Source organism: Sphingomonas sp. PP-F2F-A104-K0414 (assembly GCF_004340945.1).
Lineage (GTDB): Bacteria > Pseudomonadota > Alphaproteobacteria > Sphingomonadales > Sphingomonadaceae > Sphingomonas.
In genome coordinates this window covers 603,569-626,528 of sequence record NZ_SLYD01000001.1, presented here as the reverse complement: position 1 = coordinate 626,528, position 22,960 = coordinate 603,569, and the positions used below count along the sequence as shown (strand labels likewise).

The window sequence follows — 22,960 nt, the reverse complement described above, 5'->3', positions numbered from 1 at the left end:
GAAGGAATTAGACAATGGCACGCGTAAAACGGGGTGTTACCACCCGCGCCAAGCACAAGCGTATTTTGGTTCAGGCGAAGGGCTATTATGGCCGTCGCAAGAACACCATCCGCATCGCCCGTCAGGCCGTCGAGAAGGCCGGACAGTACGCTTACCGCGACCGCAAGGTTAAGAAGCGCACGTTCCGTGGCCTCTGGATCCAGCGCATCAACGCCGGCGTCCGCGCCGAGGGTCTGACGTATTCGCAGTTCATGCACGGCGTGAAGCTTGCAGGGATCGAACTCGACCGGAAGGTCCTGGCTGACATCGCCATGCACGAGGGCGCTGCATTCAGTGCCATCGTCGCACAGGTGAAGGCGGCTCTCCCCCAGGCCGCGTAATCCGCGACTGAGGTGAGTTTCGGGAGGGCGTCGGTGGAGATACCGGCGCCCTTTCTGCGTTTGGGGCGGGGGGCGCTGGAAGGAACGCGTAGTTTCTCAGGCTCAAGCTTCGATACCGATCCCCAACTATGATCACCCCTCGCCCCTCCTCCGTCATCCCGGCGAACGCCGGGACCCATGGTTACGGCGGACCCGGCGATAACGTGCTACCATCACCCGCCCGCTACCGTGGGTCCCGGCGTCCGCCGGGATGACGGGGCTTTTGATGACGGAGCTCTAGAGCGCCGAGCTTTAGAGCGATCGAGCGGCGATCAGGGGAGCACGAAATGCGCGAAACCTTCCAGCCGTGCGTCTACATCCTCCACTCCCGCCGCCACGGCACGCTCTACATCGGCGTCACCTCAAACTTGCTCGCAAGGCTGGTTCAGCACCGAGAGGGGTTGATCCCCGGCTTCACTCGCCGGTACGGCATCAAGCGTCTCGCCTATTACGAGATGTTCGACACGATGGAGGCCGCGATCGTTCGCGAGAAGCGGCTGAAGGACTGGCGAAGAGCGTGGAAGATCGACCTGATGGAAGCGCGCAACGAGAATTGGGACGATCTGGGTATCGGCCTCGGGCTGCCCCGCCTGCCCGAACTACCGACCGAACCCGCCCTGGGAGTATGACGTGACCGAAGACCTGAACCAGATGCGCGACCACATGCTGACGGCGATCGCCGCCGCATCCGGGCTCGATGCGCTCGATGCGTGCCGGGTCGAGGCGCTCGGCAAGCAGGGCACGATCACCGCGCTGCTGAAGACGCTCGGCAAGATGACGCCGGACGAGCGCCTCGTCCAAGGCCCGCTGATCCAGGGCCTCCGCGAAGCCGTCGCCAACGGCATCGCCGAGCGCAAGGCCACGCTCGAACGCGCCGCGCTCGACGCGCGCCTCGCCAGCGAAACGCTCGACATGACGCTCCCCGCCGACGCGAAGCCCGCCGGCACGATCCACCCCGTCAGCCAGGTCATGGACGAACTCGCCGAGATCTTCGCCGACCTCGGTTTCGCGGTTGCGACCGGTCCCGAGATCGAGACCGACTGGCATAATTTCACCGCGCTCAACATCCCCGAGACGCACCCCGCGCGCGCGATGCACGACACTTTCTATCTCCAGCAGGGGATCGACGCGAAGACCGCCGGCACCGCCGACGAGAAGACGACCTTCTCGCTGCTCCGCACGCACACGTCGCCGGTCCAGATCCGCACGATGTTGAGCCAGAAGCCGCCGATCCGCATCATCGCCCCCGGCCGCACCTACCGATCGGATTCCGACGCGACGCACACGCCGATGTTCCACCAGGTCGAGGGCCTCGTGATCGACAAGGGCATCACGCTCGGCCACCTGAAGTGGACGCTCGAAACCTTCGTGAAGGCGTTCTTCGAGCGCGACGACATCGTGCTCCGCCTGCGCCCCAGCTACTTCCCGTTCACCGAGCCCTCGGTCGAGATCGACGTCGGCTACACCCTGGTGAAGGGCAAGCGCGTCGTCGGGGGCGCCGAGCCCGATGGTTGGCTCGAGATCCTCGGCTCCGGCATGGTTCACCGCAAAGTCATCGAAGCCTGCGGGCTCGACCCCGACGAATGGCAGGGCTTCGCGTTCGGCTGCGGCATCGATCGGCTGGCGATGCTCAAATACGGCATGGACGATCTCCGCCCGTTCTTCGACGGCGATATCCGCTGGCTCAAGCATTACGGCTTTTCGAGCCTCGACGTCCCGACCCTCAGCGGGGGCGTCGGCGCATGAGTTTGGTCTATCGGCACGCGGGCCCGTCCCGTCACCGCACCCAAACCAACGACCGTCACCCCAGCGAAAGCTGGGGTCTCCCCGTTGGCGGCCGCAGCAACAGCCCCATCAAGATCCCAGCCTGCGCTGGGATGACGGCAGCAATCGATATGACGGAAGCCTGGTCATGAAGTTCACGCTCAGCTGGCTCAAGCAGCACCTCGAAACCACTGCGACCCTCGACCAGATCGTCGAGGCGCTGACCCGCATCGGCCTCGAAGTCGAAGGCGTCGAGAACCCCGGCGAGAAGCTGGCCGCGTTCAAGATCGCCAAGGTGCTCAGCGCCGAACGCCATCCGCAGGCCGACAAGCTCCAGATCCTGTCAGTCGACGCCGGTAACGGTCCGCTCCAGGTCGTCTGCGGCGCCCCCAACGCCCGCGCCGGGCTGGTCGGCGTGTTCGGCGCGCCCGGCGCGTACGTCCCCGGCCTCGACGTGACGCTGAAGCTGGCCAGCATCCGCGGCGTCGAATCCAACGGCATGATGTGCTCGACGCGCGAACTGGAACTCGGCGAAGATCACGACGGCATCATCGAACTGCCCGAAGACGCACCGATCGGCACGGCGTACCCGGACTATGCCGGCCTCACCGACCCGGTCATCGACGTCGCGATCACGCCCAACCGCCAGGACTGCATGGGCGTCCGCGGCATTGCGCGCGACCTCGCCGCCGCCGGCCTCGGCACGCTTACGCCGCTGACGTTCGACGCGTTCACGAGCGAGGGCGCAGGCCCCGACGTCCGCACCGACGATACCACCGGCTGCCCCGCGTTCTTCGCGCAGACCGTCACGGGCGTGACCAACGGCGACTCCCCCGAGTGGATGCGCCGCAGCCTGCTCGCGATCGGCCAGAAGCCGATCTCCGCGCTTGTCGACATCACCAACTATCTGATGATCGACCTAGGCCGCCCGTTGCACGTATACGACCGCGCCAAACTCTCCGGCGGCCTCGTCGCGCGGAAAGCAAACGACGGCGAGCAGGTCGTCGCGCTCAACGGCAAGACCTACACGCTCGACGCGACCATTACCGTCATCGCCGACGACACCGCCGTGCACGACATCGGCGGCATCATGGGCGGCGAGCATTCGGGCGTTTCCGCGGATACCACCGACGTGCTGATCGAATGCGCGTATTTCGATCCCGACCACATCGCGCGCACCGGCCAGAAGCTGACGCTCACCTCCGACGCGCGCAGCCGCTTCGAACGCGGCGTTGATCCGGCGTTCCTCGAAGACGGCCTCGCGATCGCCACCGCGCTCGTGCTCCACATCTGCGGCGGCACGGCCAGCGACGTCACCCGCTCGGGCGAACCCCCGCTAGACCCCCGCGTGATCCACTACGATCCACGCCTCAGCGCGGACCTCGGTGGTCTCCATGTCGCCCCCGAACGCCAGGCGCGGACATTGTTGTCGCTCGGCTTCACGGTCGGCGCGATCAAGTCGGCCGACGCGTTCAGCGACGCGCTGTTCTCGACGATCGAGGGCAAATGGCCGGTCACGGTCCCGACCTGGCGCCGCGACGTCGATGGCCCCGCCGACCTCGTCGAGGAGGTCGTCCGCATCGAGGGCATCGACTCAATTCCTTCAACGCCCCTCCCGCGCATGCCCGGCGTCGCCAAGCCGACCGCCACGCCCGAGCAGAAGCTCGAACGTAGGGCGCGTCGCGCGGCGGCGGCCCGAGGGCTCGACGAAGCGGTAACGTGGAGCTTCCTCTCCGAAGCCGAAGCCGCCCCGTTCGGCGGCGGCGCGTGGACGCTCGCCAACCCGATCAGCGAAGACCTAAAAGTCATGCGCCCCTCGCTGCTCCCCGGTCTTCTCGCTGCCACCGGCCGGAACCTCAAGCGCGGCCAGCAGAGCGTCCGCCTGTTCGAGATCGGCCGCCGCTATCTGGCCGACGCCGAACGCGCGACGCTAGGCGTAGTCCTCGCCGGCGACCGCCGCCCCCGCGGCTGGCGCGATGGGAAAGCGGCGACCTTCGACGCGTATGACGCGAAGGCCGAAGCGCTGGCGCTTCTCGCCGCGTCGGGCGCGCCGGTCGATAACCTGCAAGTCATGGGTGAAACTGGCAACGCTTGGCACCCCGGCCAGTCCGGTACGCTCCGCCTCGGACCGAAGACGGTTCTGGCAAGCTTCGGTATGCTCCATCCGTCGGTGCTGAAGGCGTTCGACCTCGACGGCGCGGTTTCCGCGGTAGAAGTCTACCTCGACGCGATCCCGCCCAAGCGCGCGTCTGGCTTCACCCGCCCTGCCTACACGCCGCCAGCGCTGCAAGCCGTCCGCCGCGACTTCGCCTTCCTCGTGCCGGCGGCGCTCGCCACCGACACGCTGGTCCGCGCGGTCAAGGGGGCGGACAAGGTGGCGATCGTCTCGGCGCGCGTGTTCGACGTGTTCACCGGGGTAGGGGTCGAGGACGGCCACAAGTCGGTCGCGGTCGAGATCGTCCTGCAGCCGACCGCCAAGAGCTTCACCGACGAAGAGATCAAGGCGATCGCCGACAAGGTGGTCGCCGCGGCCGCAAAACAGGGCGCGACCCTCCGCGTCTAAGCGTGCCTTCACCCTTCCCTCTCCCCGAGGGGAGAGGGAAGGGTGAAGGCGGCGAGGGTGAGGGCACGCACTGGCTTCCTCATACCACCCCGGCGAAGGCCGGGGCCCAACTGGCAAGGCCGGTGTAACGGAGCGATGCGCGTCGTTGGCAACGTCCCCCAATTGGGCCCCGGCCTCCGCCGGGGTGGTGCTGATGTCGCGGGTCGTTTTGTGAGCGTTACGCGGCCTCGCGCGTTAAGAATGACGGAAGGAACCTCATGACCGACCTGATCACGATCGCCAACGACCACCTCACTGCGCAGATCAACCCGCACGGTGCCGAGCTCACCCACCTCCACGACGCCGACGGCCGCGAACTGATGACCAACGCCGACCCGGCCTTCTGGACCGGTCACGCGCCGATCCTCTTCCCCGTCGTCGGTGTCGTCAACGAAGGCGTCATCCGCCTCGACGGCCAGGCCTACCCGATGCAGAAGCACGGCTTCGCGCGCCATTCGACGTTCGACGTCGTCGCGCAGTCGGAAACCTCCGCCACCTTCCGCCTCACCGACAGCAAGGAAACCCGGAAGGCCTACCCGTTCGCATTCGCACTCGACATCGTCTTCACGTTGGACGGCGCGACGCTGACGCTCGAGGCGCACATCCACAACCGCACCGACGCCGCGATGCCGGCAAGCTTCGGCTTCCACCCCGCCTTCGCGTGGCCACTCCCCTACGGCGAACCCCGCGCAGACCACCGCATCACGTTCGACACCGACGAACCCGGCAAGCTAAAAGCGATCAGCACGGATGGCCAGATCGCCGTCGATGAACGACCTTCGCCAGTCGAGGATCGCGTCATCGCCCTGCGCGACGAGCTGTTCGCGAAGGACGCGCTGGTCTGGGATCCGATCCACTCCGACGCCGTCACCTATGGCGCCGAGACCGGCCCGCAATTGAAGATCGCCTTCCCCGATACGCCGAAGCTCGGCATCTGGACCAAGCCCGGCGCGGCCTATGTCTGCGTCGAACCCTGGCACGGCATCGCCGATTCCGAAGGCTATACCGGCGATTATCGCGACAAACCCGGTGTGTTCGAGATCGCTGCCGGCGGTACGAAGCGCATCGAAATGAGCGTGACGCTGGTGACTACCACCGGTTGAACCGACCCTCCGCGATCCTCCCCCGCCAGGGGGAGGTGTCTGGCGCTTGCCGGACGGAGGGGGCGGAAAGGGGGAACCTCTGTTCCGTGTCCGCCCCCTCCGTCACCTTCGGTGCCACCTCCCCCTGGCGGGGGAGGATCGGACCGTGAAACGCGATCCCAACTTGGAGCCTTGAGGGACGTCCCTCTGTCCTCGACGCGCTGCATCTGCCAAGAGCAGCGGCATGACTGCCGGTATTCCGGCTCACCCTATCCACCGAGCCCAGACTCGGCGCACCGGACTTTATCATGACCCAATTTCCCCGCCGCACCTTCGCGATCATCTCGCATCCCGATGCCGGCAAGACCACGCTCACCGAGAAGCTCCTGTATTTCGGCGGTGCGATCCATCTCGCCGGCGAGGTGAAGGCGCGCGGCCAGACGCGTCGCGCGCGCTCCGACTGGATGAAGATCGAGCAGCAGCGCGGGATCTCGGTCACCTCGTCGGTGATGACGTTCGAGCGTCAGGGAATCACCTTCAACCTGCTCGATACGCCCGGCCACGAAGACTTCTCCGAGGACACCTACCGCACGCTGACCGCGGTCGACTCGGCCGTCATGGTGATCGACGCCGCGAAGGGCATCGAGCCGCAGACGCGGAAACTGTTCGAGGTCTGCCGCCTGCGCAACGTGCCGATCATCACCTTCGTCAACAAGGTCGACCGCGAGGGGCGTGATCCATTCTCGCTGCTCGACGAGGTGGCCGAGATGCTCCAGCTCGACGTCTGCCCGATGAGCTGGCCGGTCGGCATGGGCGGCGAGTTCGAGGGCGTCTACGATCTCTACGCCAACACGCTAAGCCGCCCCGAGGGCGACAGCCGCGAATTCATGGGCAAGGCGATCCCGTTCACCGGCATCGACGATCCCGAACTCGCCAAGATCCTCAGCCCCGAAGCGATGGTCCGCCTGAACGACGAAGCCGAACTCGCGCAGGGCGGCTATTCGAGCTTCGACCCCGAGGCCTATCGCGCGGGCAATTTGACGCCGGTCTATTTCGGCTCGGCGCTGAAGGACTTCGGTGTCGCCGAACTGATCGCCGCGCTCGCCGACTATGCCCCGCCACCGCGCGCGCAGCCAGCCGAGCCTGCGCCCGTCTCGCCGGACGAGCCCGAAGTCACCGGCTTCGTGTTCAAGGTGCAGGCCAACATGGACCCCAACCACCGCGACCGGATCGCGTTCATGCGGCTATGCTCGGGCGTGTTCAAGCGCGGCATGAAGCTCACCCCGACCGGCCACGGCAAGCCGATCGCGGTCCATTCGCCGATCCTGTTCTTCGCGCAGAACCGCGAGCTGGCGGACGAGGCATTCCCCGGCGACATCATCGGCATCCCCAACCACGGCACGCTCCGGGTCGGCGATACGCTCAGCGAGAAGGCGGCGATCCGCTTCACCGGCCTGCCGAACTTCGCGCCGGAAATCCTGCGCCGCGTCGTGCTGAAGGACTTCACCAAGACCAAGCAGTTGCGCAAAGCTCTCGACGACATGGCCGAGGAGGGGGTCACGCAGGTGTTCTATCCCGACATCGGCTCGAACTGGATCATCGGCGTGGTGGGACAGCTCCAGCTCGAGGTGCTGCTGTCACGCCTCGATGCGGAGTACAAGGTCGCGGCGGGGCTCGAGCCTGCACCGTACGAGACCGCGCGCTGGATTTCGGCGGAAGACCCGCTCGAACTCAAGACCTTCGCCGAGATCAACCGCGGTGCGATGGCAAAGGACCGCGACGGCAACCCCGTCTTCCTCGCCAAAAGCGCCTGGGAAGTGAACTACATCGCCGAGCGTTATGCGAAGATCCGCTTCGCCGCGACGCGCGAACGATAGGTTGTTACCCGCTAATCCTCCCCTGCAAGGGGAGGTGGCAGTCCGCAGGACTGACGGAGGGGTATCCGCGCTATCGAGGGGGTTGTCACCCCTCCGTCGGGCAAGTGCCAGCCACCCCCCCCTTGCAGGGGAGGGTCACGCGGAAAAGTCAGTCCGCCGCCAGCGCCTCGGCAAGCATGTCCCGGATCGCACGCAGCGCGGTCATCGGCGACTCGGCCTGCGCGACGATCTCGCCCGGTCCCGGTATCGCACCCGCGTCCTTCTCCCCCGCCAGCAACTGCTGGACGCCGCGCACGGTATACCCCTCGCGGTTCAAATACTGGTCGATCCGTCGCACCAGCGCGACGTCCTCGGCGCGGTAATAGCGCCGGTTGCCCGCGCGTTGCAGCGGCTTCAGCTGGGGAAAGCGCGTTTCCCAATAGCGGAGGATGTGCTGCGGAAGGCCAGTGTCGCGCGACAGTTCGCCGATCGTCCGAAACGCCGCACTGGCCTTTTGCCCCCCGGCATCGGGCAGTGCGTCGTCGGTATCAGGCATATCGGGTGTCAGTCGGCACCGACGATGCGTTCCCGCATCATCTGGCTTGCGCGGAACGTCAGCACGCGGCGCGGCGCGATCGGTACTTCGATGCCGGTCTTGGGGTTGCGGCCGACGCGCTCGCCCTTGTCGCGCAGCACGAACGTGCCGAATCCCGAAATCTTGACGTTCTCGCCCTGCGACAGCGCGCCGCACATCTCGGTCAGGATCTGTTCGACGATCTTGGAGGAATCCGAACGTGACAGCCCGACCTCCTTGTGGAGCGATTCAGCCAAGTCGGCCCGCGTCAAAGTACCCGTCGTCATGATCTTCAAGCTCCCACACTCGGCGAACCTCCTACACAAGCACGTCGGCGACCGGAAGAACTTTTGTTCTACAAGCGAATCGATATGTTTCGAACGGCTTAGAAGCGGATAACTGCAGCGCCCCAGGTGAAGCCGCCGCCCATCGCTTCGAGCACTATGATCTGCCCCTGCTTGATCCGTCCGTCGCGTACGGCGACGTCCAATGCGAGCGGTACGGAAGCAGCCGACGTGTTGGCATGCTGGTCGACGGTGACCACGACTTTCGCCGGGGCAAGGCCCAACTTCCGCGCGGTCGCGTCCAGGATACGCGCATTGGCCTGATGCGGCACGACCCAGTCGACCTGGTCCGACGCCAGCCCCGCCATCGCCAGCGACTCGGTCATGACCGACGCTAGATTGGTCACCGCATGGCGGAACACCTCGCGGCCCTTCATGCGGAGCTTGCCAACGGTCCCGGTCGTCGAGACGCCGCCATCGACGTAGAGCAATTCGTTGTGACGGCCATCCGCGTGCAGCTTGGTCGTCAGGATGCCGCGACCGCCTTCGTCGGCGGTGTCCTGCGCCTCCAGCACGATCGCGCCGGCGCCGTCGCCGAACAGCACGCAGGTCGTCCGGTCTTCCCAGTCGAGAATGCGGCTGAACGTCTCGGCGCCGATCACCAGCCCGCGCTTGGCGACACCGCTGCGGATCATGCTGTCGACGACCTGCACCGCGTAGAGGAAGCCCGAGCAGACGGCGGCGACGTCGAACGCGACGCAGTCGTCGATCCCGAGCATCGCCTGCACCTTGGTGGCGCTCGACGGAAAGGTCTGGTCGGGGGTCGCGGTGGCGAGCACGATCAGGTCGATGCTCTGCGCCTCGATCCCGGCCGCAGTCAAAGCCGCGCGGCACGCGTCGGCAGCAAGCGTCGCGGTCGTCTCGCCTTCGCCGGCGATGTGGCGGAAGCGGATACCGGTGCGCTCGACGATCCACTCGTCGCTGGTGTCGACCTGCTCTGCCAGTTCCGCGTTGGAGACGCGGCGCGCGGGCAGGGCGGAGCCGGTGCCGATGACGACCGAACGGATCATGCCGCCTTCTCCACATTGCCGAGATCGTCGGCGATCCGCCGGATCAGATCGTTGCGGACCATCTTGGCGGCATTGCCGATCGCGGTCGCGACGCCGCGATCGGTCGCGCCGCCGTGGCTCTTCACGACGATACCGTTGAGCCCGAGGAATACCGCGCCGTTGTGGTTGTTGGGATCGAGATGATCGCGCAACAATTCGGTGGCGGGGCGCGAGATCAGGAAGCCGAGCTTCGAGCGCACCGAACTGCGGAACGCGCGCTTGAGCAGGTCGGCGACGAATCGCGCGGTGCCCTCGGCGGTCTTCAGCGCGATGTTGCCCGAGAAGCCGTCGCACACGACGACGTCGACTTCGCCGCGCGATAGCCGGTCGCCCTCGATGAAGCCGTTGAACTGCATGTCGACCGCCGGGGTCGCACGCAGCTGCGCGGCCGCATCGCGGATCTCGTCCGTGCCCTTCATGTCCTCGCTGCCGATGTTCAGCAGCGCGACACGAGGATGCGGGATGTCGAGTGCGGTGCGCGCATAGGCAGCGCCCATGATCGCGAACTGGACGAGGTTGCGCGCATCGCACTCGGTATTCGCGCCGAGGTCGAGCATCACCATGTCGGTATCGCCCAAGGTCGGCAGACGCGCCGCGAGTGCCGGCCGGTCGATCCCGGGCAGCATCCGCAGCGACAGCTTCGCCATCGCCATCAGCGCGCCGGTATTCCCCGACGACACAGCAGCGGCGGCGCGACCCTGTTTGACCAGGTCAATCGCGATGCCCATCGACGTCTTCTTCGCACGCCGGATCGCCTGGGTCGGCTTTTCGCTCGACCCGACGACCTCTGGTGCGTGGACGATCTCCGAATTCTGCGACAGGTTCGGATGAGCCTTCAGCCCCTCGCGAATCGCAGTTTCGTCGCCGACCAGCAGAAAGCGCATGCCCTCGAATTGATGACGCGCGAGCGCGACACCGGCGAGCATCACTGCCAGCCCGTCATCGCCACCCATCGCATCGACCGCGATCCAGCCGCTGTCGGGCATCATCAATCCTTCGTTCAAGTTAGAGGTTCCGGATGGAAGCCTCAGCCCTCGATCGAGAGGATTTCACGACCGTTATAGTGACCGCACGAACCGCACAGGTTGTGCGGGCGCTTCAGTTCGCCACAGTTGGGGCATTCCTGGAACGACGCGATCGTGAGCGAGTCGTGGCCACGGCGCATGCCGCGCTTGGAGGGCGAGGTTTTTCTTTTGGGGACGGCCATTTCGGCACCTTGTTCAATCTAAAGGTCGGGGCTCCGAGTACGCCCGGACACGGAACTCGGCAACCGACATGAATGCCGGCCGCCTGAAGCAACCCATGCGGCCTGACGCTCGCGAAGCGTGGCGCTATAGCGATTTCGTCCCGCGTTGCAACCATTGGTCACCAGTGGCAGGACCTCGGCCGACATCCAACGAGGGGCAACGCCGTGATATTACCCGTAACGCTGACGATCGCCGCGGCTGCCGCCGTCGTCAATCTCTGGCTCGCCTTCCGAATCGTGCCGATGCGCGTGAAGGGCAACGTCCTGATCGGCGACAATGGCGACGCGCTGTTGCAGGGGCGGATGCGCGCGCATGCGAACTTCACCGAATATGCGCCGTTCATTCTGATCCTGATCGGGCTGATCGAACTGGCGGGGGGATCGACGCTCTGGCTGTGGATCGCGGGCGCGGTGTTCGTGATTGCACGTGTAGCGCATGCGTTCGGGATGGACCGGACAACGTCGAGCCTGCCGCGGGCAGGCGGCGCGCTGGCGACGTGGGCGCTGATGGCGCTGCTTGCCGGCTGGGCGCTGACGATCGCGTATCAAACGAACGCGGTGCCGGCCGCCAAGACCTTCCAGGTCGTGCCGTCGGGGTCGCAGGCATGAGCGCGCGCTATCTCATTGCCGCCGCCACGCTGCTCGCCGCGTCGCCTGCGGTTGCACAAGTTTCTCCCGGACGCCTGTCGGCCGACGTAAAGACGCTCGCCTCCGATGCGTTCGAGGGGCGCGCGCCTGGCACGCCCGGCGAGACGAAGACGATCGACTGGCTGATCGCGCAGTTCAAGGCGATGAAGGCACAGCCCGGTGGCCCGAACGGCAGCTGGACGCAACCCGTTCCGCTCGTCCACACCCGGATGGGTTCTGGCACTGTCCGCGCTGGCGATATCGCGCTGGTGCAGGGGCGTGACGTCTATCTCAGTACCGTCCGCGGCGTCGACCGGGTCGCAATCGCCAACGCGCCGATGGTGTTCGTTGGCTACGGCGTCACCGCGCCGGAGCGCGGCTGGGACGACTTCAAGGGGCTCGACCTGAAGGGCAAGGTGGCGGTCTTCCTGGTCAACGATCCCGATTTCGAAGCGGTCGCAGGCTATGATGCGAAGGGCAAGTTCGGCGACCGCCGGATGACCTACTACGGCCGCTGGACGTACAAATACGAAGAAGCCGCGCGACGTGGCGCGGTCGGCGCGCTGATCGTCCACGACACGCCGGGCGCGGGCTACGGCTGGAACACCGTCACGGCCCCCGCCGGCGAGAATTACGACATCGTCCGTAAAGATCCCGAGTCGCGGGTGCTGCTCCAGGGCTGGCTGGAGGGCGGCGCGGCGACTCGTTTGTTCGCAGCCTCGGGCCTCGACTTGGCGGCGTTGCGCAAAGCGGCGCGGCGGAGCGACTTCCGCCCGGTCGCGCTGAATCGGGCGTTCACCACCGACCTGCCGGTGAAGCACGACACCGCCGTGAGCCAGAACGTGCTCGCGAAGCTCCCCGGCACGAAGCACGCGGACGAGGTCGTGATGTTCGGCGCGCACTGGGACGCCTACGGCATCGGCGCGCCCGATGCGCAGGGCCGGACGATCCGGCCTGGCGCGAACGACGACGGCCTCGGCGTGGCGGGCGTACTCGAGCTCGCGCGCAATTTCGCCAAGGCCCCGCGGACCGACCGCAGCCTCGTCTTCGCGCTGTGGAGTGGCGAGGAGCGTGGGTTGCTGGGCTCGGAGACCTATGCGGTGAACCCGGTCTATCCGGCCGCCAAGACGGTCGCCAACCTGACGCTCGATATCCTCCAGACGGCAGGGCCGGCAAAGGACGTCATGCTGGTCGGCGCCGGCCAGAACAGCCTCGAGGACATGCTGGGTGACGCCGCGAAGGCGCAGGACCGCGTCGTAACTCCCGAAGCCCTTCCCGAACGTGGCCTGTTCTACCGCGCCGACCATTTCTCGGTCGCGCGGCGCGGCGTGCCGACCTTGCTGCTGATGGCGATCAGTGGTGCGCCCGATCTGGTTACGGGTGGTCGGACCGCGGGGCAGGCGTGGCTCGACGGCTATATGAAGTGTTATCACCAGACGTGTGACGCGTGGGGCGCCGACTGGGACCTGCGCGGTGCGGCGCAGGACGTGGATCTGTTCCAGACGATCGGGACTAAGCTGGCGAGCAGCCGGTTGTGGCCGGAATGGCGCGACGGGTCGGAGTTCAAGTCGGTGCGGGGTGAGACGGCGGGGGAGCGGAAGTAAGCCCGTACCCTGCTCTGGCAACCACCCCGGTGAAGGCCGGGGCCCAATTGGAAAGGTTTCAGTAACGGAGCGCTACCTACCCAATCTACGTCCCCCAATTGGGCCCCGGCCTCCGCCGGGGTGGAGTGATTGGGAGGGTGGCGCTTCTTCTTCTCGTTCTCCCGCGAAGGCGCGAGCCCAAGGTTACGGGCGCTATCGCGTGGTATCCTGGACCCCCGCCTTCGCGGGGGAACAGCTTAGGGGGAGGGTAGCAGCTACGCCGCCAAAGCCCGATCGCTCACGAACATATTCGTCGCCCGCTCATGCGCGAACGTGCTCGCCGGCCCATGCCCCGGAATGAAGCTCGTATCGCTCCCCAGCGGCCAAAGCTTCTCGACGATGGACTTCACCAGCGTCTGGTGATTCCCCCCAGGCATGTCCGATCGCCCGACCGACCCCTGGAACAGCACATCCCCGACCTGCGCGAATTTCGATGGCGCATGGTGGAAGATCACATGGCCCTCGGTATGCCCCGGCGTCTCGTACACATCGAGCACCAGATCCCCGATCGACACCGTATCGCCCTCGACCAGCCACCGGTCCGGCTCGAAATTCACGCCCGAAATCCCGTATTTCGGCCCATCCTGGTCGAGCCGCTGCAACCAGAAGCGATCCGCCTCGTGCGGTCCCTCGATCGGCACGCCGAGATCGTTCGACAGTCGCTTGGCGCCCCCCGCATGGTCGATATGCCCATGCGTCAGCAGGATCTTCTCGACCGTGACCCCGGCCTGTTCGACCGCCGCCATGATCCGCGGCAGGTCGCCACCCGGATCGATCACCGCCGCCTTCATCGTCGCGGTGCACCAGAGGATCGTGCAATTCTGCTGGATCGGCGTGACCGGCACGATGGCAGCACGGAGCGGGGGCGCAGCGCGGAGGGGAGGATTTGTCATGCCGCTGAAATAGGATAGCGCACCGGTTGGAGCAATCGCCGCTTGCGGTTTGCCCCGTGCCCCGTGCAACAGTCGCGGCGATGTGGACCGCGCCCTTCGTTTTGTTCGATGACGCCCGCGAGGGGGGCGCTCCGGCACGACTGTACCGCGATCCCGTCCGGATCGTCCGCGCCGATACGCTCGCCGAGGTTGGCCCCGCGCTCGACGCGCTCCGTGACGCCCGCGGGGAAGGGCTCCACGCCGCCGGGTATCTCACCTACGAAGCCGGCGCCGCGCTCGCATCGAAGCCGGTCGACGTCCGCACCGAAGGACCGCTGCTGTGGTTCGGTCTGTTCGCCGGCTATGAAACGATCGCCGCGCAAGACGTCGCCGCACTGCTCCCCGATCCCGCGGGCGCATGGACCGGCACACCCCGACCGCTGATCGACCGCGACACCTACGACGCGAGCCTGTCGCGCGTTCTCGACCTGATCGCCGCAGGTGATATCTACCAGGCGAACCTCACCTTTGCCGCCAGCGTGCCGTTCGTCGGCAACCCGCTCGCGCTCTATGCCCGGCTGCGGCGCCAGGCGGGGGCGGGGTACGGCGCGCTGATCGACACCGGCGAGACGCGCTTCCTGTCGCTCTCCCCCGAACTTTTCTTCGCACTCGACGGCGATACGCTCACCTGTCGCCCGATGAAGGGAACGGCACCGCGAGGCGATACGCCCGACGCCGACCGCGCGCTCGCCGAAGCGCTCGCGGCGGACCCGAAACAGCGCGCCGAAAACCTCATGATCGTCGACCTGATGCGCAACGACCTGTCGCGGGTCGCGCGCCACGTCGCGGTCCCGGACCTGTTCACCGTCGAGACCTATCCGACCGTCCACCAGATGACCTCGACCGTCACCGCGACCCTGAAACCCGATTGCGACGCGGTCGACGTCCTGACCGCATTGTTCCCGTGCGGATCGATCACCGGCGCCCCCAAACAGCGCGCGATGGAGGTCATCGCCGAAGTCGAGCACGCGCGCGTCCGCAGCATCTACACTGGCGCGATCGGCCGCCTCGATCCGAACGGCGACGCGATCTTCAACGTCGCGATCCGGACGTTGGCAATTCAAGACGGCAAGGCGATGATGAGTCTCGGCTCGGGCATCGTAGCCGACAGCGACGCCGACGCGGAATGGGCGGAATGCCATGCCAAGGGCGCGTTCGTCACCGCCGGCCAGCGCCCCTTCGACCTGATCGAGACGATGGCGTTCGACCCTGACGAAGGCCTGACCCGCCTCGAAGCCCATCTCGCGCGGATGAAGGCTAGTGCCGAGGCGCTCGGCTTCACCTTCGACCGCCACACCGCGCGCAACGAACTGCAAGCCGCAACCTTCCGGTTGCGCGGGCCCCGCCGCGTCCGCCTGCTACTGAGCCCATCGGGCGCGATCGCGATCGAATCCGCGCCACTGCCGCAGTCCCCTGCGCAGGCAACCGTCGCGATCGTGCCCTTGCCGGTCGCCGCCGCCGACTTCCGCCTGCGTCACAAGACGTCCGCGCGAGACTTCTACGACGATGCTCGCAAGGAAGCGGGGACGTTCGAAGTCGTGTTCGAGGATGCCGACGGCTTCTTCACCGAAGGCAGTTTCACGTCGCTGTTCGTGCCACGAGGCGACGGCCTCGTCACGCCGCCGCTACGGCATGGCCTGCTCCCGGGCATCCTCCGGGCCGATCTGCTCGAATCGGGCCGCGCAACCGAGGCGCCGATCAACCGGGCCGACCTGACCGCCGGCCTCTTCATCGGAAATGCGGTTCGCGGGCTGATTCCGGCTATCGTTACGGTTGCGAATTCGGCCAAGCGGAGCGTATAGCGCCCGCGAATTCCGCGGCGACGCTCGCGGACAACCGCAAAGGTTACACCATGCACGCATCCGCCGCGCTCGGCCGCATCAGCCCCTCGCCGACGCTCGCGATCACGTCGCGCGTTCTCGAACTGAAGCGCGCAGGCGTCGACGTGATCGGGCTTGGTGCGGGTGAACCCGATTTCGACACGCCGGACTTCGTCAAGGAGGCCGCGATCCAGGCGATCCGCGACGGCAAGACCAAGTACACCAACGTCGACGGCACGATCGAGCTGAAGCAGGCGATCGTCGCCAAGTTCGCGCGCGACAACAACCTCACCTACACCACCGACCAGATCAGCGTGAACGTCGGCGGCAAGCACACCCTGTTCAACGCGATGGTCGCGACGATCGATCCCGGCGACGAGGTTGTCATCCCCGCGCCCTACTGGGTCAGCTATCCCGACGTCGTCCAGTTCGCGGGCGGCGTGCCGGTGATCGTCAAGGCGGGCCCCGAGGTCGGCTACAAGCTCGATCCGGCGGCGCTCGATGCGGCGATCACGCCGAAGACCAAGTGGGTGATCCTCAACTCGCCGTCGAACCCGACTGGGGCCGGCTACACGATCGACGAGCTGAAGGCGCTCGGCGCGGTGCTCGCGCGGCACCCGCACGTCTGGATCTTCGCGGACGATATGTACGAGCACATCGTCTATGACGGCTTCAAGTTCGCGACGATCGCCGAGGCATGCCCCGAGCTGTTCGAGCGCACGCTGACCGTCAATGGCTGCTCGAAGGCGTATGCGATGACCGGCTGGCGGATCGGCTACGGCGCCGGCGCGTCGTGGCTGATCAAGGCGATGGCCAAGCTCCAGTCGCAGTCGACCTCGAACCCCTGCTCGATCGCACAGGCCGCCGCTGTCGCCGCCCTGAACGGCGACCAGTCGTTCCTCGCCGAGCGCAACACCGCGTTTCAGGGCCGCCGGGATCTGGTCGTGTCGATGCTCAACGAGATCGATGGCATGCACTGCCCGACGCCGGAGGGTGCGTTCTACGTCTACCCGTCGTTCGCCGACCTGATCGGCAAGACGACGCCGAACGGCCGATTGATCGACACCGACGAGGCGATGGTCGGCTATCTGCTCGACGACGCGAAAGTGGCGGTGGTGCAGGGTGCGGCATTTGGTCTCAGCCCGGCGTTCCGCATCAGCTATGCCACCTCGGACGCGCTGCTCCGCGAGGCCTGCACGCGCATCCAGACGGCCTGCGCCGCGCTGAAGTAACAGCTCGATCCTCCCCCGCCAGGGGGAGGTGGCGCGGAGCGACGGAGGGGGAGGCAGACGGCAACGTCTGTTTCGTGTCCTCCCCCTCCGTCTGGCAAGAGCCAGCCACCTCCCCCTTGCGGGGGAGGATTCTAGGTTCGAGCAACATTCGAGACACGCGGCGACATCGCCCAGCAATCCTGTCGGGCGATGCCTGCTGCACGATGAACGCATCGGCCACGGCGCGTTAATCGAGAGTTTCTAAAAACGACATTGTGGTTGGCCGGCATCTCTACGACATGCCGGTACGTAGCTGATCCCGACCTATCCGGTTGGTGTCGGCAAAATTCATTGGGATCGCATCATGCGCAGCATCATAAAGTCGAGTTTCTTCTGGCAGTTCAGCGGCGGGTTCGTCTTGGGTGCGCTCGGATTGCTCGTGATGCAGCCTGCCGAAGCGCGCCAGACCTTCGCCAGCCATTTCGAACACAGCGTCACGCGCTGACGGCTACTTGGCGAAGGCTTGCGGCAACACCATGTATCCACACATGAAAAAGCCGCTCCTCGCCACGCTCGCCGCCGTCGGTATCGCCGGTGCATTCATGTCCACCGGTGCCGCACAGGGCGCCCGCGCGATCGTCATTCCCGCCGTCAAGACCGACCTTCCCGCGACCCCCGGTCTCCAGACCGCGGTACTCGCCGGCGGCTGCTTCTGGACGATGGAGGCGGTGTTCGAGCACGTGAAGGGTGTGAAGGCGGTAACGACGGGCTATGCCGGCGGCACCAAGGCAACTGCGACCTACGACCAGGTCTCGGCCGAAACGACTCGGCATGCCGAAGCGATCAAGGTCGCGTATGACCCTCGAGTCGTGAGCTATGGCACGTTGCTGCGCGTCTATTTCTCGATCGCGCATGATCCGACGAGCTTGAACCGCCAGGGACCGGATAGCGGCACCAGCTATCGCTCGGCGATCTTCCCGCAGTCGCCGGCGCAGGCGCAGGTCGCCCGCGCGTACATCGCGCAGCTTGGCGCCACGCATGCGTTCTCCGGGCCGATCGTGACGAAGCTGGAGACGGGCGCGTTCTACCCGGCCGAGGCGTATCACCAGAATTTCTACGACCGGAACCCGACGCATCCGTACATCGTAATGTGGGACAAGCCGAAGGTGACAGCCTTCCGCGCGGCGTTTCCGACGATTTCGAGCTGAGGCGATAGGCTTAAGAAGACGCCCACCCCAAGTCCGTCATTCCAGCGAAAGCTGGAATATCCCGGTTTGGCGGATGTCCCGAGCCACGCGGGAGACCCCAGCTTTCGCTAGGGTGACGTGCGCGGGCGCGGTAGCGGATTGGGTCTGAACGTAGGGAGCTTGGGAATGCGCGGAAAGAACGCCGGCGACTAAGCAGCCACCGGGAACCGCAGCATCCGGTCCGCCACCGGCACCATGGCCTCCGCACCAACGCCCACCGCGCGCACGATCTCCGGATGGTTGACATCCAGCCCCCCCGTCAGCGACCCGAACGCGGGCAATATCAGCTTCGTCGCGGTCGTCACGAAACAGCGTCGCGCGACCGACTTTCCCCGCACGCGCAACCGCAGCTTCGGATGGAAATGCCCCGACAGTTCGGGCCGCGTCTCCGCCCGGTCGGCCTCGTGGCGCAGCATCAGTCCGTCGACGACGACCTCGTCCACGACCTCCCCGCCACACCGATCGAGGATCGCCGGATCGTGATTGCCCGTGATCCACGTCCAGCGCGTCCCGTCGGTCAGCGTTCGCAGCATATCCTGCGCGCGCTGCGGCAGCCGCTCGCACCCGTCACTATCGTGGAAGCTGTCGCCCAGGCACCAGACCTCGCGCGCGCCGGTTGCCGCAACCAGCGCGGTGAGATCGGCCAAGGTCGCGATCGAATCATAGGGCGGCAGCATCTGGCCGCGCCCCGCGAACCAGCTCGCCTTCTCGAAATGCAGGTCGGCGACCAGCAACGCGCGCCGCTCCGGCCAGAACAGTGCGCCTTGTGGCAACGCCAGAAGCGCATGTCCGCCGAACGAAAAGGGAACCATCCTTCCGCCATGCCGCCCCCGTCGCACCGAATCAACCCGCCATCGTCGCGAACCGGGTGGGGCTTGCGCATGCCTCCAATCGGCGTAAAGCGCGCCGTCCCCTCAGGAGGAGCGCTCTTCGCGCCATGACGTCCGTAGCCGGAACACCCCAAACTGCCGTCGTGACCGAACCGACCGCCGAGCAGGCGGCGGCGCAAGCGTGCGCGCCCTCCGATCTTTCCGCAGCGCATCTGCATCCGCACCCGGCGCTGGCCGCGCTGACCGTCGGCGCGATCGGCGTGGTGTTCGGCGATATCGGCACCAGCCCGCTCTACGCGTTCCGCGAGGCGCTCGGCCAGACGTCCGCCGGCGGCATCGATCCGACCGAGATCCTCGGCGTGCTGAGCCTCGCGCTCTGGTCGCTGTTCCTCGTCGTCACCGTCAAATACGTCATCTTCCTGATGCGCGCCGACAACCAGGGCGAGGGCGGCGTGCTCGCGCTGGCCGCGCTCGCGCGTCGCGCGCTCGGCATGCGGTCGCGGATCGCGATCGTGCTCGGCGCGGCGGGCGCGTCGCTGTTCTACGGCGATGCGATCATCACGCCGGCTTTGTCCGTGCTGTCGGCGATGGAAGGCCTCAGGACGATCCCGAGCGCGGCGCACATCTTCAACGAAGGCGTCGTCCGCGCATTGACGATCGGCATCCTGATCGCGCTGTTTATGATCCAGGCGCGCGGGACGGCGCAGGTGTCGAAGCTGTTCGGCCCGGTCTGTATCCTATGGTTCGTCGCGATCGGTGCGCTCGGCATCTGGCACATCGCCGACGAGCCCTCGATCGTCCGCGTCTTCCTGCCGACCTACGGCATCTCGTTCCTCGCGACGCACGGCGTGACAGGGCTGTTCGTGCTTGGCGCGGTGTTCCTCACCGTCACCGGCGCGGAAGCGTTGACCGCCGACATGGGCCATTTCGGCAAGCTGCCGATCCGCATCGGCTGGTTCTTCCTGGTGTTCCCGGCACTCGCGCTCAACTATCTGGGACAGGGGGCGTTCGCGCTCGCCAAGCTCGAGGATGCGGCACGACAGGGCATTCCGTTCGTCAATCAGGACTGGTTCTTCCTGATGGCGCCCGAATCGCTGCGCCCGGCGCTGATCATCCTCGCGGGCTTCGCGACGGTGATCGCCAGCCAGGCGGTCATCACCGGTGCGTTCAGTTTGACGCAGCAGGCGATCCAGCTCGGCCTCCTCCCGCGCCTGCGCATCCGCCAGACCTCGGCGGTGTTCGCCGGCCAGATCTATCTGCCCGCGATCAACTGGCTGTTGCTGATCGGCGTGCTCGTGCTGGTGATCCAGTTCAAGACGTCGTCGGCGATGGCCGCCGCGTACGGCATCGCGGTGACCGGCACGATGGTCGTCACCACCTTGCTGGCGTACATCGTCGTCCGCCATCGCTGGAACTGGTCGCGCCCGCTCGCACTGGCGGCGATCCTGCCGTTCCTGACGCTGGATCTCATTTTCTTCGGCGCGAATATCCTGCGCGTGATCGAGGGCGGCTGGGTGCCGCTGGTCATCGCCGCCGCGATCGGGTTGATTATCTTCACCTGGGTGCGCGGCAAGAAGATCGTCAGCGCGTTCGAGAAGCGCCAGAGCATCCCGCTGAGCGACCTCGCCGCCGCGCTGGAGAAGCGTCCGCCAGAGCGGGTGTCGGGGACCGCGGTGTTCCTGACCGCGAACCCGCATGCGACGCCCGGTGCGCTGCTGCATAACCTCAAGCACAACAAGGTGCTCCACGAGCGTAACCTGATCGTCAGCATCCGCACCGCCGACCGGCCGTTCGTCGAGGAGTCCGCGCGCGCGAAGGTCGAACGCGTCGACGACAATTTCTCGATCGTCGTGCTGACCTACGGGTTCATGGAATCGCCCGACGTCCCGCGCGATCTCGGCGTCGGGAACAAGACCGAGCAGCTCGGGCTCGACCCGATGCGGACGTCGTTCTTCATCGGTCGCAACACGCTGAAGCCCGATGCCGAGAAGGGCATGCCGCCATGGCAGGACCGGATCTTCCTGTTCCTGCAACGCAACGCGAGCGACCCGACCGACTTCCTGAAGATCCCGCCCGGCAAGGTGCTCGAGCTGGGCGAGCAGGTCACCGTCTAACCTCCCTCGCCCCGCCGGGGAGAGGGAAGGGGCCCGCGGCACTTGCCGTGGGAAGGGAGAGGGGAGTGAGGCTCGGGACGTGGATCCCAACTACCACTCTCCCTTCAGTCGCCTAAAGCTCCTCCCTCCCTCTCCCCGGAGGGGCGAGGGAATACGTCGTTACCCCGCGAAGGCCTTCACGAGGTCGAAGAGGTAGTCTCGGCCGTCATACAGGGAATTCACACGAATTCGTTCGTTGAGGCCGTGGATGCCGCCCATGTCCTTGTCGATGAAGACGCCCGGTGCGCCGTAGACCGGGATGCCGATCGCCTCGAAGAAAATGCCGTCCGTCGCCCCGGTCGACATCAGTGGGAGAATCGGCAGGCCGGGGAAGTGCTTCGCCGCGACCTTGGTCACGGGCCCCATGATCTTCGGGTCGAGCGTCGGCGGGATCGCGGTCGGGCGGACCGGCTGGTTCGCCGTCACCGTCACCTTCGCCCCCGCCAGTTCCTTCAGCTTGGCGAGCGTGCCGTCGACCGTCTCGCCCGGAAAGATGCGGCAGTTGATGTTCGCCGTCGCGCGCTGCGGCAGTGCGTTCTCCGCATGACCCGCGTTCAGCAACGTCGCCACGCAGGTCGTGCGCAACGTCGAATGCATCGCCTTGTCACGACTGACGATCGCATCCGCCGCCTTGTCCTCGGGGTTCGCGAGCAGCTTCGTGATCGCATCCCCCATCTCGCCCGGCATCGCCTTCGCACTCGCCGCGAAGAACGCCTTGGTGGTGTCGGTGAACTTCACCGGGAACTCGTAGCCCTGGACTGCCTTCACCGCATCGGCGAGTTCGTAGATCGCGTTCTCGGGAATCGGCTGCGAGCTGTGCCCGCCCGGGTTGGTGGCGAGGAACGTGTAGTTCTGCGCCGCCTTCTCGCCGACCTGGATCGCCAGCAGCTGGCGCTTGCCGTTGTCGTCGAGCCGCCCACCGCCGCCCTCGTTCAGCGCGAACTCGGCCGCGATCAGGTCGGGTTTCGACTTCGCCAGATACTGCGCGCCGTTCCACGCGAACGTCGTCTCCTCGCCGCAGGTGAGCGCCAGCTTGATCGTCCGCTTCGGCTTGTAGCCGCTCGTCTTGAAGCGGATCATCGCGTCGGACCAGATCGCCGCCTGCGCCTTGTCGTCGACGGTGCCGCGCGCGTAATAATAGCCGCCTTCCTCGATCAGCTTGAACGGATCGCGCACCCAATCCTCGCGCTTGGCCTCGACCACGTCGAGATGCGCGAGCAGCAGCATCGGCTTGAGCGCCGCGTCCGACCCCTTCAGCACCGCGACCAGCCCGCCGTCCTTGGGATGCTCGGGCACCGAGAAATAGGTGATGTCGGCGTCCGCATAGCCCGCGGTCTTCAGACGCGCGCCGATCTGTGCCGCGGCCTGCGTGCAACTGCCAGAGGATATGGTCGTGTTGGTCTCGACCAGCTCCTTGTAGAGCCCAAGAAACGCCTTCTGGTCGGGCCGCGATTGCGCCTGTGCAGTAACAGGCGTGGTCAAAATCGCCGCCGTGAGTAGCCAGCCAGTTGCGCGCATCGTCGTCCCCTTGTTCGTTCCGGCACAGAGAGTTGCAGCGAAC

At 66.3% G+C, this 22,960-nt stretch carries 21 protein-coding genes; 13 read left to right on the top strand and 8 right to left on the bottom strand.

Annotated features, from left to right (window positions below):
- Positions 1–14 precede the first annotated feature (14 nt).
- The 6 genes from rplT (at position 15) to C8J46_RS02655 (ending at position 7,744) form a co-directional block, all read left to right on the top strand.
- Complete coding sequence (gene rplT / locus C8J46_RS02680) at positions 15–380, top strand: 50S ribosomal protein L20 (protein ID WP_056054375.1); 366 nt, start codon at positions 15–17, stop codon at positions 378–380.
- A gap of 326 nt (positions 381–706) precedes the next feature.
- Positions 707–1,048 carry a GIY-YIG nuclease family protein gene (locus C8J46_RS02675; RefSeq protein ID WP_132734767.1) on the top strand — a complete coding sequence of 114 codons (342 nt, stop codon included), beginning with the start codon at positions 707–709 and terminating at the stop codon, positions 1,046–1,048.
- A gap of 1 nt (position 1,049) precedes the next feature.
- Positions 1,050–2,165 (top strand): phenylalanine--tRNA ligase subunit alpha, encoded by a 1,116-nt coding sequence (gene pheS, locus C8J46_RS02670; RefSeq protein ID WP_132734765.1) that lies wholly within the window; start codon positions 1,050–1,052, stop codon positions 2,163–2,165.
- 166 nt (positions 2,166–2,331) lie between these two features.
- Complete coding sequence (pheT, locus tag C8J46_RS02665; RefSeq protein WP_132734763.1) at positions 2,332–4,746, top strand: phenylalanine--tRNA ligase subunit beta; 2,415 nt, start codon at positions 2,332–2,334, stop codon at positions 4,744–4,746.
- A gap of 257 nt (positions 4,747–5,003) precedes the next feature.
- Complete coding sequence (locus tag C8J46_RS02660) at positions 5,004–5,888, top strand: aldose 1-epimerase family protein (RefSeq protein WP_132734761.1); 885 nt, start codon at positions 5,004–5,006, stop codon at positions 5,886–5,888.
- Between the two features lie 287 nt (positions 5,889–6,175).
- Positions 6,176–7,744 carry a peptide chain release factor 3 gene (locus C8J46_RS02655; RefSeq protein WP_120299555.1) on the top strand — a complete coding sequence of 523 codons (1,569 nt, stop codon included), beginning with the start codon at positions 6,176–6,178 and terminating at the stop codon, positions 7,742–7,744.
- 148 nt (positions 7,745–7,892) lie between these two features.
- Here C8J46_RS02655 and C8J46_RS02650 read toward each other — a convergent pair whose 3' ends face one another.
- The 5 genes from C8J46_RS02650 to rpmF all read right to left on the bottom strand — a co-directional run bounded on the left by C8J46_RS02650 (position 7,893) and on the right by rpmF (position 10,897).
- Entirely contained in the window at positions 7,893–8,279 is a 387-nt protein-coding gene (locus C8J46_RS02650; RefSeq protein WP_132734759.1) for a MerR family transcriptional regulator, read from the bottom strand.
- Positions 8,280–8,287: 8 nt separating this feature from the next.
- Positions 8,288–8,584: an integration host factor subunit alpha gene (locus C8J46_RS02645; protein WP_132734757.1), complete on the bottom strand. Its 297-nt coding sequence runs from the start codon at positions 8,582–8,584 to the stop codon at positions 8,288–8,290.
- Positions 8,585–8,682: 98 nt separating this feature from the next.
- Positions 8,683–9,651: a beta-ketoacyl-ACP synthase III gene (locus C8J46_RS02640; RefSeq protein WP_132734755.1), complete on the bottom strand. Its 969-nt coding sequence runs from the start codon at positions 9,649–9,651 to the stop codon at positions 8,683–8,685.
- Positions 9,648–10,676: a phosphate acyltransferase PlsX gene (gene plsX, locus C8J46_RS02635; RefSeq protein ID WP_132734753.1), complete on the bottom strand. Its 1,029-nt coding sequence runs from the start codon at positions 10,674–10,676 to the stop codon at positions 9,648–9,650. The genes C8J46_RS02640 and plsX overlap by 4 nt, the downstream gene beginning before the upstream one ends.
- A 41-nt stretch (positions 10,677–10,717) precedes the next feature.
- Complete coding sequence (gene rpmF, locus C8J46_RS02630) at positions 10,718–10,897, bottom strand: 50S ribosomal protein L32 (RefSeq protein ID WP_056054400.1); 180 nt, start codon at positions 10,895–10,897, stop codon at positions 10,718–10,720.
- Positions 10,898–11,101: 204 nt separating this feature from the next.
- Between rpmF and C8J46_RS02625 the strand changes: the two genes are divergently transcribed.
- Positions 11,102–11,545 (top strand): MAPEG family protein, encoded by a 444-nt coding sequence (locus tag C8J46_RS02625; protein ID WP_132734751.1) that lies wholly within the window; start codon positions 11,102–11,104, stop codon positions 11,543–11,545.
- Positions 11,542–13,167 carry a M28 family metallopeptidase gene (locus C8J46_RS02620; RefSeq protein WP_132734749.1) on the top strand — a complete coding sequence of 542 codons (1,626 nt, stop codon included), beginning with the start codon at positions 11,542–11,544 and terminating at the stop codon, positions 13,165–13,167. The genes C8J46_RS02625 and C8J46_RS02620 overlap by 4 nt, the downstream gene beginning before the upstream one ends.
- A gap of 254 nt (positions 13,168–13,421) precedes the next feature.
- On the opposite strand, the gene C8J46_RS02615 is transcribed toward C8J46_RS02620, so the two are convergent.
- Complete coding sequence (locus C8J46_RS02615) at positions 13,422–14,099, bottom strand: MBL fold metallo-hydrolase (protein WP_132734746.1); 678 nt, start codon at positions 14,097–14,099, stop codon at positions 13,422–13,424.
- Positions 14,100–14,179: 80 nt separating this feature from the next.
- Here C8J46_RS02615 and pabB point away from each other — a divergent pair, with 80 nt between their 5' ends.
- The 4 genes from pabB to msrA all read left to right on the top strand — a co-directional run bounded on the left by pabB (position 14,180) and on the right by msrA (position 18,377).
- Positions 14,180–15,940 (top strand): aminodeoxychorismate synthase component I, encoded by a 1,761-nt coding sequence (pabB, locus tag C8J46_RS02610; protein ID WP_132735334.1) that lies wholly within the window; start codon positions 14,180–14,182, stop codon positions 15,938–15,940.
- Between the two features lie 50 nt (positions 15,941–15,990).
- On the top strand, positions 15,991–17,190 hold the full coding sequence (locus C8J46_RS02605) for a pyridoxal phosphate-dependent aminotransferase (RefSeq protein ID WP_132734744.1): 1,200 nt from the start codon (positions 15,991–15,993) through the stop codon (positions 17,188–17,190).
- 343 nt (positions 17,191–17,533) lie between these two features.
- On the top strand, positions 17,534–17,674 hold the full coding sequence (locus C8J46_RS20670) for a hypothetical protein (protein ID WP_165886436.1): 141 nt from the start codon (positions 17,534–17,536) through the stop codon (positions 17,672–17,674).
- 43 nt (positions 17,675–17,717) lie between these two features.
- Entirely contained in the window at positions 17,718–18,377 is a 660-nt protein-coding gene (gene msrA, locus C8J46_RS02600; protein WP_132734742.1) for a peptide-methionine (S)-S-oxide reductase MsrA, read from the top strand.
- 188 nt (positions 18,378–18,565) lie between these two features.
- On the opposite strand, the gene pdeM is transcribed toward msrA, so the two are convergent.
- Positions 18,566–19,228: a ligase-associated DNA damage response endonuclease PdeM gene (gene pdeM, locus C8J46_RS02595; RefSeq protein ID WP_132734740.1), complete on the bottom strand. Its 663-nt coding sequence runs from the start codon at positions 19,226–19,228 to the stop codon at positions 18,566–18,568.
- 230 nt (positions 19,229–19,458) lie between these two features.
- Here pdeM and C8J46_RS02590 point away from each other — a divergent pair, with 230 nt between their 5' ends.
- Complete coding sequence (locus tag C8J46_RS02590; RefSeq protein WP_243643208.1) at positions 19,459–21,360, top strand: potassium transporter Kup; 1,902 nt, start codon at positions 19,459–19,461, stop codon at positions 21,358–21,360.
- A 159-nt stretch (positions 21,361–21,519) separates the two neighbouring features.
- Here the strand turns inward: C8J46_RS02590 and C8J46_RS02585 are convergent, their stop codons facing one another.
- Positions 21,520–22,917 carry a M20/M25/M40 family metallo-hydrolase gene (locus C8J46_RS02585; RefSeq protein ID WP_132734736.1) on the bottom strand — a complete coding sequence of 466 codons (1,398 nt, stop codon included), beginning with the start codon at positions 22,915–22,917 and terminating at the stop codon, positions 21,520–21,522.
- Positions 22,918–22,960 lie beyond the last annotated feature (43 nt).